The 13162-nt window shown below is 72.0% G+C and carries 16 protein-coding genes; 9 read left to right on the top strand and 7 right to left on the bottom strand.

The features are described from left to right. Positions 1-84 precede the first annotated feature (84 nt). The 3 genes from DEJ06_RS17745 to DEJ06_RS17735 all read left to right on the top strand — a co-directional run bounded on the left by DEJ06_RS17745 (position 85) and on the right by DEJ06_RS17735 (position 2881). On the top strand, positions 85-1131 hold the full coding sequence (locus DEJ06_RS17745; protein WP_111040203.1) for a sortase: 1047 nt from the start codon (positions 85-87) through the stop codon (positions 1129-1131). A 98-nt stretch (positions 1132-1229) separates the two neighbouring features. Then, the gene (locus DEJ06_RS17740) at positions 1230-2006 is read left to right on the top strand and encodes a phosphate ABC transporter ATP-binding protein (RefSeq protein WP_228513776.1); all 777 of its coding nucleotides are present in this window, start codon (positions 1230-1232) and stop codon (positions 2004-2006) included. Positions 2007-2302: 296 nt separating this feature from the next. Beyond that, positions 2303-2881 carry a TetR family transcriptional regulator gene (locus DEJ06_RS17735; protein ID WP_111040202.1) on the top strand — a complete coding sequence of 193 codons (579 nt, stop codon included), beginning with the start codon at positions 2303-2305 and terminating at the stop codon, positions 2879-2881. An 82-nt stretch (positions 2882-2963) separates the two neighbouring features. On the opposite strand, the gene DEJ06_RS17730 is transcribed toward DEJ06_RS17735, so the two are convergent. Further along, positions 2964-3608, bottom strand: coding sequence for a GntR family transcriptional regulator (locus DEJ06_RS17730; protein ID WP_111024726.1), 645 nt, complete (start codon positions 3606-3608; stop codon positions 2964-2966). Positions 3609-3705: 97 nt separating this feature from the next. Here DEJ06_RS17730 and DEJ06_RS17725 point away from each other — a divergent pair, with 97 nt between their 5' ends. The 4 genes from DEJ06_RS17725 (at position 3706) to DEJ06_RS17710 (ending at position 6785) form a co-directional block, all read left to right on the top strand. Further along, a complete protein-coding gene (locus tag DEJ06_RS17725) occupies positions 3706-4413 on the top strand; it encodes a DUF969 domain-containing protein (protein WP_027465970.1) in 708 nt (235 codons plus the stop codon). Beyond that, positions 4410-5492 carry a DUF979 domain-containing protein gene (locus tag DEJ06_RS17720; RefSeq protein ID WP_111040201.1) on the top strand — a complete coding sequence of 361 codons (1083 nt, stop codon included), beginning with the start codon at positions 4410-4412 and terminating at the stop codon, positions 5490-5492. The genes DEJ06_RS17725 and DEJ06_RS17720 overlap by 4 nt, the downstream gene beginning before the upstream one ends. Further along, entirely contained in the window at positions 5479-6540 is a 1062-nt protein-coding gene (locus DEJ06_RS17715; protein WP_258372532.1) for a DUF2891 domain-containing protein, read from the top strand. Before DEJ06_RS17720 ends, DEJ06_RS17715 begins: the two co-directional genes overlap by 14 nt. 62 nt (positions 6541-6602) lie before the next feature. Continuing rightward, positions 6603-6785, top strand: a complete 183-nt coding sequence (locus tag DEJ06_RS17710; protein ID WP_111040200.1) for a hypothetical protein — start codon at positions 6603-6605, stop codon at positions 6783-6785. A gap of 51 nt (positions 6786-6836) precedes the next feature. On the opposite strand, the gene DEJ06_RS17705 is transcribed toward DEJ06_RS17710, so the two are convergent. The 4 genes from DEJ06_RS17705 to DEJ06_RS17690 form a co-directional block, all read right to left on the bottom strand. Further along, positions 6837-7139, bottom strand: a complete 303-nt coding sequence (locus tag DEJ06_RS17705) for a putative quinol monooxygenase (protein WP_111024724.1) — start codon at positions 7137-7139, stop codon at positions 6837-6839. A gap of 63 nt (positions 7140-7202) precedes the next feature. Beyond that, the gene (locus DEJ06_RS17700) at positions 7203-8087 is read right to left on the bottom strand and encodes a biotin-dependent carboxyltransferase family protein (protein ID WP_111040199.1); all 885 of its coding nucleotides are present in this window, start codon (positions 8085-8087) and stop codon (positions 7203-7205) included. Then, positions 8084-8716 carry an allophanate hydrolase subunit 1 gene (locus DEJ06_RS17695; protein WP_111040198.1) on the bottom strand — a complete coding sequence of 211 codons (633 nt, stop codon included), beginning with the start codon at positions 8714-8716 and terminating at the stop codon, positions 8084-8086. Before DEJ06_RS17695 ends, DEJ06_RS17700 begins: the two co-directional genes overlap by 4 nt. After that, a complete protein-coding gene (locus tag DEJ06_RS17690) occupies positions 8713-9474 on the bottom strand; it encodes a LamB/YcsF family protein (RefSeq protein ID WP_111040197.1) in 762 nt (253 codons plus the stop codon). The genes DEJ06_RS17695 and DEJ06_RS17690 overlap by 4 nt, the downstream gene beginning before the upstream one ends. 169 nt (positions 9475-9643) lie before the next feature. Here DEJ06_RS17690 and DEJ06_RS18460 point away from each other — a divergent pair, with 169 nt between their 5' ends. Continuing rightward, positions 9644-9814 carry a hypothetical protein gene (locus DEJ06_RS18460; RefSeq protein WP_164941189.1) on the top strand — a complete coding sequence of 57 codons (171 nt, stop codon included), beginning with the start codon at positions 9644-9646 and terminating at the stop codon, positions 9812-9814. Positions 9815-10050: 236 nt separating this feature from the next. Beyond that, positions 10051-11415 carry an MFS transporter gene (locus DEJ06_RS17685; protein ID WP_111032730.1) on the top strand — a complete coding sequence of 455 codons (1365 nt, stop codon included), beginning with the start codon at positions 10051-10053 and terminating at the stop codon, positions 11413-11415. A gap of 116 nt (positions 11416-11531) precedes the next feature. On the opposite strand, the gene DEJ06_RS17680 is transcribed toward DEJ06_RS17685, so the two are convergent. After that, positions 11532-11876: a hypothetical protein gene (locus DEJ06_RS17680; protein WP_111040196.1), complete on the bottom strand. Its 345-nt coding sequence runs from the start codon at positions 11874-11876 to the stop codon at positions 11532-11534. Between the two features lie 146 nt (positions 11877-12022). Then, positions 12023-12856 (bottom strand): alpha/beta hydrolase, encoded by an 834-nt coding sequence (locus DEJ06_RS17675; protein WP_181436887.1) that lies wholly within the window; start codon positions 12854-12856, stop codon positions 12023-12025. Between the last annotated feature and the right edge of the window lie 306 nt (positions 12857-13162).

Genomic DNA, 13162 nt, shown 5'->3' with positions numbered 1-13162 from the left:
GACCGGCCGGGTGCCCCACCCCGAAGACTCCACCCCCGAAGACACCACACCCCGAACACCCCGAACACCCCGACGGACGGATCGATGACGAGCTTCACCTCCTGGTTGCCGGGCCGGCGACCCACCGGCGAACCGGACGCGAGCGGCCGCCGTCGCGCCGTCCGGACGTGGCGGCCGATCCGAGCGCTCCGTCCGTCCCGCACCCGGCGTCCGACCCGGCCGGTCAGTGGCTGGTCCCACGAGTCCGCCGGCCCCGCCGCCCGGGCGATCCCGGTCCTCGGCGCCCCCGACCGCTGGCGGTTCAGCGGGTCGGCGATCGTCGTCGTCGGGCTGTTGCTCGTCGGCTTCGCGCTGCAGTTCACCGCCGTGTCGCAGGTCACGTACTCGCGCGACCAGCAGCTCGCCCGTGATGCGTTCCGCTACGAGCTCGCCAACGCCACCGCCCCGGTCGGCCAGACCGGCACCGACGGCCGCCTGGTCCCCGAGGGCACCCCCGTCGCGATCGTCCGGGTGCCGGCGCTCGGCCTCGACACGGTCGTGCTGCAGGGCACCACGTCGGAGACCACCCGCTCCGGCCCCGGCCACCGTCGGGACACCCCGCTGCCCGGTCAGGTCGGCGCGAGCGTCGTCTACGGGCGCCAGACCGCCTACGGCGGCCCCTTCGGTCGCATCGACCAGCTCGACAAGGGTGCCGTCATCACCGCGACGACCGGGCAGGGGACCGCGAAGTACCGGGTCATCGACGTCCGCCGCACCGGCGACCACGTCCCCGCACCGCTCGAGGCCGGCGACGGTCGGCTCACCCTGGTCTCCGCCGCCGGGCTGCCGTTCCTGCCCGACTCCGTCGTCCGCGTCGACGCCGAACTGGTCTCGAAGGCCGCTCCCACCCCGACGCCGTCGTTCGGCTACGCCGCACTCGCCCCCGCCGAACTGACGATGGCCGGTGACGGCTCGGTGTGGCCGTTCCTCGTGCTCGGCCTGATCGTCCTGGCCGGCATGGTCGCGCTGTTCGCGGTCGGGATGCGCTTCTGGGGCCGTCGGCAGACACTCGTCGTCGCCGTCCCGGTGGTGCTCGCCGTCGGGCTCTCCGCGGCGTCCCAGCTCACCGTCCTCCTGCCCAACCTGATGTGACCGAAGAGACCACGATGCCCGGAACAGAAACCGAAACCCTCCTCGCCGAGTTCGACAGCTGGTTCGACCGCGTGCCGCCGGCACCGGATCCGTCGACCCTGCCCGCGACGCTCGACGCCCGATCCGTCTCCGCCTGGTTCGGCGACCACAAGGTGCTCGACCGTGTTTCGCTGACCATGCCGGCCGGCCAGGTCACCGCCCTGATCGGACCGTCCGGCTGCGGCAAGAGCACGTTCCTCCGCACGCTCAACCGCATGCACGAGCTCGTCCCCACGGCGTCGCTCGCGGGTGAGGTGCTCCTCGACGACGTCGACATCTACGACGCGTCCCGGCGCATCACCGAGGCCCGGCGGCAGATCGGCATGGTCTTCCAGAAGCCGAACCCGTTCCCCGCGATGAGCATCCAGGACAACGTGCTCGCAGGACTCGCCCTGACGGGCGTGCGGCTCGACAAGGCCGCGAAGGCCGCGCTCGTCGAGGAGACCCTGACCAAGGCGGGCCTGTGGAACGAGGTCAAGGACCGCCTTCGGCAACCCGGCGGCGGTCTGTCCGGTGGGCAGCAGCAGCGGCTCTGCATCGCCCGTTCGCTCGCCGTCCGTCCGCGGGTGCTCCTGATGGACGAGCCGTGCTCCGCCCTCGACCCCACGTCGACCCGGCGCATCGAGCAGACGATCACGGAGCTCGCCACCGACGTGACGATCGTCATCGTCACGCACAACATGCAGCAGGCGCAGCGCGTCTCCGACCGCTGCGCGTTCTTCCTGGCCGAGGCCGGGACACCCGGTGCGATCGTCGAGCACGGCCCGACCGACGCGATGTTCCAGACACCGCAGGATCCGCGCACCGCCGACTACGTCAACGGTCGCTTCGGGTGACGGACGGGAGGCGCGGTGCGGGGCCGCACCGCGCCTCCCGTCGGGCTGTGGTCGCGGACCACGGCACCAGCGGATGCCCGTCACGCCTGTCCGGGCAGTAGCCGGTCTCGGGGCAGGGCTGCTCGTCGGACTCGTCTTCTTCGACGGCTCTGCTGCCTTCGTCCAGGGGGCCGTGGTCGCCGGCGTCCTGTTGACGCTTGCGCTGGTCCTCTGGAGTGCTGTGCGGAGACAGCGGGCCTGAAGCTGCTGCGGTGCACTCCAGCGCTGCGGGCCGCGTGATCGGTACGGTGGTGGCCATGGCCCGATTCACGCCCCCCGCCGCTGACGCGATGCGCGCCCGGCTCCTGCTCGCCGCGCGGGACGAGTTCGCCGCGGTCGGACTGGCCGCCGGCAGGGTCGAACGGATCGGTGCCGCGGCGTCGAGCAACAAGGCGCAGGTCTTCCACTACTTCGGCGGCAAGGAGGGGCTGTTCGACGCCCTCGTCGCGGACACTGTGACCGAGACGTTCGCCGAGGCTCCACTCGACACCGCCGACCTCGCCGCCTGGGCCGGCCGGGTGCACGACTCGTACGTCCGTCGCCCCTGGGCCCAGCGGCTCGCGACCTGGCACCGGCTGGAGCGTGCCGACGTCCCGCTCGAGTCCGTCGCGACGAGCTACGCCGACGCGGTGGCCGAGGTCGAGCACGCGCAGCGCGCCGGGGTCCTGCCGCGGGCGTTCCGTCCGGCGGTGCTCCTCGGGCTCGTCCTGCACGCCGCTGCGTTCTGGAGCGCGACCGCTCCGGAGTACGAGCCGCTGGTGCAGGCCGTGACGCCGCCGCGGCGTCGCCAGGTCGTGGTGGACGCGGTCGCCGCCCTGCTCGGCGGGAAGTCCTGACCGAAGGGTCCGCGAGCACCAGCGTGAGGGCGCTGGGGCCGAGCGTGCGGGACGGGGCCGCACCGGGCCTCCTGGCCGCCCCTCAGTCGGCTGCGCCGGCGGCGACCCGCAGCGTCCGCTCCGCGTCGTCGAGGTAGTCGGCGAGCAGCGCCGAGGCCGCGTCCTGGTCACCACCGCGCAACGCGGACACGATCGCGTCGTTGCGTTCGACGAAGTCGGCGTGGAACGAGGCCGGGTCCGCGGTGGTCAGGAAGGCGAGCCGCATCTCGGCGAGCAGGCCGTCCATCAGGGCGTGGATCCGCTCGCTCGGCACCGCGCGCACGAGCTCGGCGTGGAATCGGATGTCGGCGGTGCCGACCGCGCCCCAGTCGCCCGCGGACGCTGCTGCCCGGGCGTCGGCGACCGCTGCGGCGGCCTCGGCGAGTGCCGGTGCGTCGGGGGTGCAGGCACGGACGGCTGCCTCTTCGAGCACCCGCCGAGCCGCGTAGAGATCGGTGACGTCGGCGGCGGAGAGGCGTCGGACGAACACCCCGCGGTTGAACACGTGCTCGACCAGACGGTCGCGGGCGAGCAGCCGGAAGGCCTCGCGCAGGGTGTTCCGCGAGACCCCGAGCTGGTCGCTCAACCGCTCCTCGGACAGCTGCGCCCCGGGGGAGAACCCACCCGACGCGATCATGGTGCGCAACCGCGTGGCCGTGGAGTCAGCGCCGCCGACGGTTCGGGTCATGGCACCGATCCTGGCACGGGTGGCGTTTGTGAAGGGCGTGTTACAGAGCAGAACCGGCTCTTGCGATTGTTGAACAATGCGGTCCAGACTGTCCCGCATGTTCGTCCTCATCGGCGTCGCCGTCGTCATCGTCGGCTTCGCATTGCGCATCAATGCGCTCCTCGTCGTCACGGTCGCGGGCATCGTGACCGCGGCCATCGGCGGGATCGGTCCCGTCGGCATCCTCGACGCGTTCGGCAACGGGTTCGCCTCGAGCCGGTCCGTCACGACCTTCGCGCTCGTCCTGCCCGTCATCGGTCTGATCGAGCGCTACGGCCTGCAGGACCAGGCGAAGCGCCTGATCGCGAAGCTCGACAAGCTCACGACCGGTCGTCTGCTCGCCGGCTACCTGGTGATCCGGCAGGTCACCGCGGCGGTCGGCCTGACGAGCATCGGTGGCCCGGCGCAGACCGTGCGCCCGCTGGTCTACCCGATGGCCGAGGGTGCGGCGACCAAGAAGTACGGGCGGATCGACGACCGCATGCGCGAGAAGATCAAGGGCTACTCGGCGTCATCTGACACCGTCGGCGTGTTCTTCGGCGAGGACGTCTTCGTCGCCGTCGGCTCGATCCTGCTCATCACGACGTTCGTCGACTCGACCTACGGGCTGTCGCTCGAACCGATCGACCTGGCCCTGTGGGCGATCCCGACGGGCATCGCGGCACTCATCGTGCACGGCGGACGCCTGCTGCTGTTCGACCGCCGACTCGACAAGATGGCGGCGGACGCCCGTGCCGACGCCCCGACCCTGGGGGCAGCAGCGTGATCACCAGCGAATGGCTCTACTGGCTCATCGGCGCGTTCTTCATCGCCGTCGCCGTCCTGATCGTCACCGACACCGCGCACGCGAAGCGCCTGGGCAACGCGGCGTTCTGGGGCATCCTCGGGCTGTCGTTCTTCTACGGCACCTTCGTCGCCGCCGGCACCGTGCCGGCCTGGACGCTCGGGATCGCCGTCCTCGTGATGGTCGCGCTCGCCGGACTCGGCTTCACCGGGACGACGAGCCGCACCCGGGTCGCGAGCATCCCCGGCGCGGGCACCGGTGCCGAGACCGGCCCCGCCGAGCCCACCGGCGTGACGCAGAAGATCACGGACGCCGGCAGCGGCAGCACGAGTGTGCTCGCCACCACCAGTCCGGACGAGCGCGCCGCCTTCGCGACGAAGTACGGCAACCGGCTCTTCATCCCGGCCCTCGTGGTGCCGGTGGTCGCCGTGCTGGTCGCGACGCTCGGCCCCCTCGTCTCGTTCGGCGGCGAACCGCTCCTCGCCGAGGGCAGTGCGACCCTGACCGGTCTGGGCATCGGCTCGGTGCTCGCCGTGGTCGTGGCCGTGTTCGTCCTGCGCCCGCCGAAGATCGCCACCCCGATCCGCGAGGGCGGTCGCCTGCTGCAGGCGATCGGCTGGGCGGCGCTGCTGCCGCAGATGCTCTCGACGCTCGGCATCGTCTTCACCCAGGCCGGGGTCGGTGACGCCGTCGGCACCATCATCAAGTCGGTCCTGCCCGACGGCTCGCTGCTCGCCGCCGTGGTCGTCTACTGCCTCGGCATGGCCCTGTTCACGATCATCATGGGCAACGCGTTCGCCGCGTTCCCGATCATGACGGCCGCGATCGGCTGGCCCGTCCTGGTGCAGGGCTTCGACGGCAACCCCGCCGCGATCTTCGCGATCGGCATGCTCGCCGGCTTCTGCGGCACGCTCGTCACCCCGATGGCCGCGAACTTCAACCTGGTGCCGGCTGCCCTGCTCGAGATGCGGGACAAGTACGGCCCGATCAAGGCGCAGATCCCGACCGCCGCCATCCTGCTCGTCGTCAACATGGGAGTCATGTACCTTGTCGCATTCTGATGCCGCCCCGATCGACCTGACCCGGGCCGCCTGGGCCGACCGCTTCGCGGCCGTCGCCGCGGACAACACGACCCGCGAGTACCCGTACGCCGCGCACCACGCGACGTCCGGACCGGACGACCGAGCCCTGCCCGTCGAGCTCCACCCCGCCTTCGCCACGTCGTACGACTGGCACTCGTCCGTGCACATGCACTGGCTCGCGGCACGCCTGGTCGCGCACGGCCTGCCCACCGACCTGGAGGCCCGGCTCACCTCGATCCTGCAGGCGCACCTCACGACGGATCACCTCGCGACCGAGGCCGCCTACCTGCGTGAGACACCGCACTACGAGCGCCCCTACGGCTGGGCCTGGCTCGCGCGGCTCGCCGCAGAGGTCTCGGCATCCGAGGCGCCCGCCGTCCGGGCACTGGCACCGGGGTTCGCACCCGTCGTCGACGTCCTCGAAGACCTGGTCGTCCGGTGGATCGACGGCGCCGCGCACCCCGTCCGGCACGGCGTGCACTCGAACTCCGCGTTCGGGCTGCTGCTCGTGCTCGAGGCCGCCCGGTCGCTCGACCGTCCGGCCCTGGCGGCAGCGGTCGAGGGGGCTGCGAAGGACTGGTTCGGCGCGGACGCCGGGTGGCCGTTCGCCTGGGAGCGGAGCGGGCACGACTTCCTGTCCGCGGGCCTCGCCGAAGCCGACCTGATGCGGGCGGTGCTGCCCGCCGCTGAGTTCGCCACGTGGGCCCGCGGCTTCTTCGCCGCGGTGCAGCCGGGCGACGCGATCCTGCGGTCGACTGTTGTCCGTGACGAGAACGACCCGCAGCAGGTGCACCTGTTCGGGCTCGACCTGTCGCGGGCGGGATCGGCCCGGCGCATCGCAGACGCACTCCGCGCCGGCGGTCCGGACGACTCCGGCACCGGCGTCGCCGACCTGCTCGACGACGCGGCCGACCGGCTGCTGACCTCGGGGCTCGCGGCGAGCGTGGGCGAGGAGTACTACTCCACCCACTGGCTGGCGAGCTTCGCCTGGGACGCCATGGAGGCTCGGGAGCACGCCGCTCGCTGACCGTCGTCAGGAGCGCTCAACATCTGCGGACACGTCGAGGATCCGGAGGTACCTTCGGGGCCATGAGCGATCCGAAGGACGACGAGACCCTCGACGACTTCCGCGAGGCGCAGGAGACCGACTACGAGCCGGAGCCGACCGTGCTCGACCCCGACGACCTGCCGGTGGTCGACGACGCGGACGACGAACTGCTCCCCGACGACGACCGACCGGTGCCGCTCGACGCCGGCGACGACTCGATCTGAGCGATCGCGCCGTCGTCGTGCCGCGGCACCGGCGTCGGCGTCGGCGTGCGCTCAGTCGAGCGGGAGAGTCCGCGCGAAGGTGCGGGTGACCGGCGTCGCGGCGAGGAACGGCGCCATCGCCGGAGCACCCTCCGGCGTCGCACGCCAGGCCACGTAGGTGTCGTGGTCCTCGGCGGTCGTCCACGACTCGACGACGACCATGCGCGCCGGGTCCTCGTCGTCGACCAGGACCTCGAGCGACTCCAGGCCGTGGAACGACGCGGTCTGTTCGAGCGTCTCGCGGATCGCACCCTGGAGTGCGTCTTCGGGGGCGTCGCTCTGGAACTGGACCTCGAGCAGGACGGTCATCGACATGGGGAACCTTTCGTCAGCGGTGTCCAAGCCAACCCCTGACCCCCTGCGCTTGTTCCGGGTCGGTCAGCCGAGGATGCGGAACCGGAGCGGATCGCCCGGACGGAGCTGCGCAGCGAGGTCGATCGACGACGGTGTCAGGACCGCGACGACCGGGTAGCCGCCGGTCACCGGGTGGTCGGCGAGGAACAGCACGGGGAAGCCCTCGGGTGGCACCTGCAGTGACCCGGTCTCGACACCCTCGCTCGGCAGCTCGCGTGCCACGGAGCGGGCGAGCGGCGTCGCGGCCGTGGTGCGGACCCCCACACGGTCGCTGTCCGCACTGACGGAGAAGTCCTGGCCGGTCAGGGTCGAACGCCACTCCGGGGTGAACCAGTCGTCGCGCGGTCCGGGCACCACGTCGAGCACGACCGGCTCGTCGGGCCACCGCGGCTCGGGCTGCGGCACCGCGTCGACGATCGGCCACGACACCCGCGCGTCACCGACGGGCAGGACGTCACCGGCCGACAACGGCGGCGGACCGAGGCGCGCGAGGGAGTCCCACGAGCGGCTGCCGAGCACCGGGTCGACCGCGAAGCCCCCGAGGACCGCGACGTAGGTGCGCAGGCCCACGGTCGCGGTGCCGATCCGGAGCGTGTCGCCCGGGGCCAGCAGCAGCACCTCGTGCGAGGCGGCACCGCGGACCGATCCGTCCGCCCGCTCGACCTCGACGGGGCAGGCCGCGCCGGTGGTGGCCGCGACCACGTACGCGTCGGCGTGGAGCGTGACGGAGCCGAGCAGGGCCTCCAGGACGGCCGCGTCGGGACGGTTGCCGACCAGCCGGTTGGCGAGTGCCGCGGAGCCACGGTCGGCGGCCCCGGCCGCGCCGAGGCCCATGTCGCTGAAGCCCGGGCGCCCGAGGTCCTGCGTGGTCGCGCCGTAGCCGACCTGCACGACGGTCAGCGCGGTCATGCCGCACCCGCCACGACGAAGCGGACGAGCGTGCCGGCGGGCGCGAGCGCCGGGGGTGTGCGCTCGAGCGACCACATCGGCACGTCGGTGCGGCCGATGAGCTGCCAGCCGCCGGGGGAGGTCCTGGGGTAGACGGCGCTGAACTCGCCGGCCAACGCGACGGCCCCGCTCGGGACGGCCGTCCGGGCGGTGCTGCGGCGGGACAGGTCGAGCGGCCGATCGCTGCCGGTCAGGTAGCTGAAGCCGGGGGCGAAGCCGCAGAACGCGCTCGTCCAGAGCTGCCCGGTGTGCCACGCCACGAGCTCGTCGTGCCGCATGCCGGTCAGTTCGGTGACGGTTTCGAGGTCCTCGCCGTCGTAGGTGACGGGGATGACGAGTGGCTCGGTGTCGTGCGCTTCGAGCGTGGCACTGACCGGGACGACCTGCGTGAGTTCCGTGCGGAGCCGCCCGGCGTCCGTCGCGGTCGGGTCGAACCGGAGCAGCAGTGTCCGGGCGCCGGAGACGACCTCGGTCAGCCCCGGCAGGGTGGCCTGTGCGAGTCCGGCGCGGAAGGCGACGACGTCGGCGAGGGACCCGAACGTGGCGAGGAGTGCGGTGCCGCCCGCGGAGCGGACCTCGGGACCCGTCACGGCCCGAAGGGCGCGATCGTCACGCCGTGCTCGGTCAGCAGCGCTCGGATGGCCCGGGCCATCGCGACCGCGTCGGGGGAGTCGCCGTGCACGCAGACCGAGTCGGCACGCACGGCGATCTCGGACCCGTCGACAGCGGTCGCGACCCCGTCGGTGACCATGCGGAGCACCCGGGCTGCGACCTCGTCCGGGTCGTGCAGCACCGACCCCGGCTGCTTCCGCGACACCAGCGAGCCGTCGGGTTCGTAGGCGCGGTCGGCGAAGGACTCGCTCACCGCGCGGAGCCCGTGCCGCTCGGCCGCCAGCAGCAGCTCCGACCCGGGCAGCGCGAGCACGGCGAGCGACGGGTCGACGTCGGCCACGGCACGGACGACGGCCTCGGCCTGCACCGGGTCGGCGCAGGCGGTGTTGTACAGGGCGCCGTGCGGCTTGACGTAGGTGACGGCCGTGCCCGCGACGTGCGCGGTGGCGGCCATCGCGCCGAGCTGGTGGACGACGTCGGCGTACAGCTCGTCGGGGGTGACGTGCACGGGCCGGCGGCCGAAGCCGATCAGGTCGCGGTAGGCCACGTGCGCGCCGATCGCCACACCACGCTCGGCGGCGGCGCGGGCGGTGGCGAGCATGATCGTCGGGTCGCCGGCGTGGAACCCGCAGGCGACGTTGGCGCTCGAGACGACGTCGAGCATCGCGGCGTCGTCGCCCATGGCCCAGGCACCGAAGCCCTCGCCCAGGTCGCTGTTCAGGTCGATCGTCGTCACGGGTGCTCCCTGTCGTCGCGGGTTGTTGAACAATCTACCGATCGCCCCGGTCCCTGTCATCCGCTTCCCCCGGTCGGACGGCGGTTTCCGAGGTGCGCCACGTACTGTCCGAGTCCTCAGTACCACCGGCGGCAGTGCTGCCGGATCGATCTCTGCACTGGAGCAGCTCATGACCGACAGTGACAACACGCACGACGCCCCGAAGAACGACTCCGAGGGCACCGAGAAGCCGGGCGGCCTCGGCGACGACAACACCATCCCGAACAACCCCGACGGCCTCGCCGCGGGGCACACGGGTGACGACTCGCACTTCAACCCGGAAGAGGACGGCGAGCACTAGCGGCTCCTTTCCGGCCTGCGGGTCGATGCAGAACGACACCGTCGTTGTCCTCCGACAGCGGCGGTGTCGTTCTGCGTCCGCACGCATCCGCACGCGTCCGCACGCATCCGTCCGCCCCGACGAAACAAACAGCGCAAAACCTTCCGGCACGAGGTTTCCGGTGCTACAGTCCCGATCACCTAGCAGCACTAGGGATTCAGCGGGCGCCGAAGCCCCCTGTGACTCAAGGAGGAGTCATGTCGACACCGACGTCGAAGGAAGAACCCACGCGGGGCATCGCCGGGACCGCGTCCCCAGCGGTCACCGCAGCCGCCGGCGCCACCGCCACGGACGCCGCGGCGTCCCGAGCGTTCTCGGTCGAGGGCATCACGCAGTCCGTCAGCACCGTCCGGGTGGGCCGCGGCTACCTCTGGGGCCTCAGCTTCGCCCAGTTCGGCCTGTTCGTCGCCCTGCTCACCCCGGTCTTCGTGAGCATGTCGATCAAGGCGACGGAGCTGAACCCGACGAGCCCCGAGACCGTCGTCGGCTCGGTCCTGCCGTTCGGAGCGCTCGGCGCCCTGTTCGCCAACCCCCTGTTCGGCGCGCTCTCCGACCGCACCCGCACGCGGTGGGGCCGTCGCCGCCCCTGGATGGTCGGCGGTGTCGTCGTCTTCGTCGGTTCCCTCGCCTGGCTCGCGTTCTCGCCCGACGTGCTGCAGCTCACCCTGGCCTGGGTGCTGGCGCAGGTCTCCGCCAACGCCGTCCTGTCCACGCTGACAGCGAGCTTCGCCGACAACGTGCCGGAGTTCCAGCGCGGCAAGGCCTCGAGCGTCATCGCCCTGGCACAGAACATCGCGATCCTGGCCGGGCTCTACCTGGCCGTGTACCTGGTCGGCAACCTGCCGGTCCTGTTCATCGCACCGGGCGTCCTGGCGATCGTCGCGGTCCTCGTGTACTCGTTCGTCGCCCGTGACGACCTGCCGACGACGCCGGTCAAGCCCTTCAGCTGGATCAACCTGATCAGCTCGTTCTGGACGAACCCGATCAAGCACCGCGACTTCGGGCTCGCCTGGTGGGGCCGCTTCCTCATCACCTTCGGCACGTTCATGTTCACGACGTACCGACTCCTCTACATGCAGGACCGCATCGGGCTCCCGCAGGGCGAAGCGGTCGGGGTCGTCGCGTTCGGCGTCCTGCTCTACACGATCGCCCTGCTCGTCAGTGCGGCCGTCTCCGGCTGGGTGTCCGACCGGATCCAGCGTCGCAAGGTCTTCGTCTGGGGTTCGACGGCCATGACCGCCGTCGGCCTGGTGATCCTGGCCCACGTCGACAGTGTCGGCGGGTTCTACTTCGCCGAGATCGTCCTCGGTTTCGCCTTCGGCATCTACGCCGCCATCGACACCGCCCTGGTCGTCGACGTGCTGCCCGACCCGGAGCGCCCCGGCAAGGACCTCGGCGTCATCAACATCGCGAACGCCCTGCCGCAGTCACTCGCCCCCGCCGTCGGTCTGTTCCTGCTCGGCATCGGTGGCGGCCAGAACTACACGCTCATGCTCTGGGGTGCCGGCGTCGCCGTCATCCTCGGCGCCCTGGTGATCCTGCCCATCAAGTCGGTCCGCTGACCGACGCGACCGCCTGGAGGCGCGACCCGCGTCCGCGACGCACGCCGCGCCTCCAGGCGGTCACCTGCACCGCACGTACCCGTCTAATCAGGCGCCGTGACGGGCATAGGGCTGGTTCAGAGCTGCTGTGTGCGCCTGCCGAACAGCGCGTCGAGGAACCGCGAGAACCGCGACTCCGGCTCGTGGGGCGTCTCGATCGAACGGGTCGGTGAGCGGAAGGCCAGGTCGTGCAGCATGTTCCGCTTCGATCCGTCCCAGTTGGCGAACAGGTAGGTCCCGCCGATGAAGGACATGCTCCGGACCGGGGTGCGCTTCCACGAGTCGGCAGCCACGTAGTAGCCCGCGTGGCCGGCGCGGATGTGCTGGATCACGGTGTCCACGTCGATGACACCGGTCGGTGTCACGACGGCGGTGATGCCCGTGCGGTCGCGGGCGACGTACTCGATGAGGTGTTCGGTCACGATGGAACTCTTCGTCACGGTGGTGAGACGCCACGGCAGGGAGCGTGGCGAAGGGGATTCGGAACCGCCGTTGCTTCCGTTTCCAGAGTACGTCCGCCGCGGGCGTGCCGTCCCCGGATGTCCGCCGTTCGCAGATGGATGAGCGTTCAGCGGATGGGGGTCCGGTCGGCCCAGTCCATGATGCGTCCGATCGTGTCGTCGAAGTCCCGCGTGCCGGGGCGGTTGAGGAACGCGTGACGGCTGTCCGGCAGGACGTGTCGTTCGACCTCGATGCCCGCAGCCTCGAGCTCGTCCGCGAAGCGCTCGCCCGAGGCGCGCATCACGTCCCGCTCGGCGTCGACCAGCAGGGTGCGGGGGAACCCGCCGAGGTCGTCGGACTCCGGGTAGACCGCCGTGGGGCGGCCACCCGCGTACGCCCGGTTGCTCAGGTCGAGCAACAGCGGCGCGTGCGTGAGTCGCCGGTGGCCTCGGACGAGTCGCCGCACCGCCCGGTCACGGGGGAGCCGGGCGTGGAAGAACCCGTAGGTCAGCACGAGGCCGGCCAGCGGCGGTGCGGTCGCGACCGCGGATGCCCCCAGGCACGCACCGGCGCTCGCCCCACCGAGCAGCAGGCCGGCGGACGGTGCCTCATCGTGCAGATGGCCGAGCACGGCGACGATCTCGTCCCGCGCGTGCGGTGCCCGTCGTCGCCCTCGCGCTCCACCCCGGCCGAGCCACGGCAGCCCGGGCAGCGGTCCGAGGCGGTAGTCGACGGTCACGACCGGCAGCCCGCGCTCGGCGAGCGCCCGTGCGACGGCGTCGGACTCCGGCAGGTCGAGGTCGCCCCGGAAGAACCCGCCGCCGTGCACCCAGACCAGGGTCGGGGGTCCCACGCTGGCGCTCCGGTCCAGCGGTCGGTACCGCCGGACGGGGACCGGGCCGTGTGGTCCGTCGATCCGGTCATCGGCGACCTCGATCGTGTCCTGCTGCTTCCCCCGCATGGGAGCAGTGTCGCAGGGCGCGGGCGGGAGCCGGGCTCGCGGCGCTTGAACAGGCATGCTTTCGGAGCGCCGGGGAGGGACACGGCCCGGTAACGATGCGGGCGACCGCTCGGCGGGGCAGGCAGCGTGGAGGCATGCGCCTGACGAGAGCCGCCCTGATCCTGACCACTGCGACCCTGGCCGCGCTGCTGACGGGGTGTTCCGGCGCGGACGGAGCGGACGGCGGTGCGGCGACCCCGACCGTGACCGAGACCGTCACCGCCCCGCCCTCCGACGCCGCGAGCACGCCGACGCCGACCCCGACAC

The organism is Curtobacterium sp. MCLR17_051 (assembly GCF_003234395.1).
Lineage (GTDB): Bacteria > Actinomycetota > Actinomycetes > Actinomycetales > Microbacteriaceae > Curtobacterium > Curtobacterium flaccumfaciens.
The sequence above is the reverse complement of the archived record's forward strand: the minus strand, read 5'-3'. Positions and strand labels throughout refer to the sequence as shown.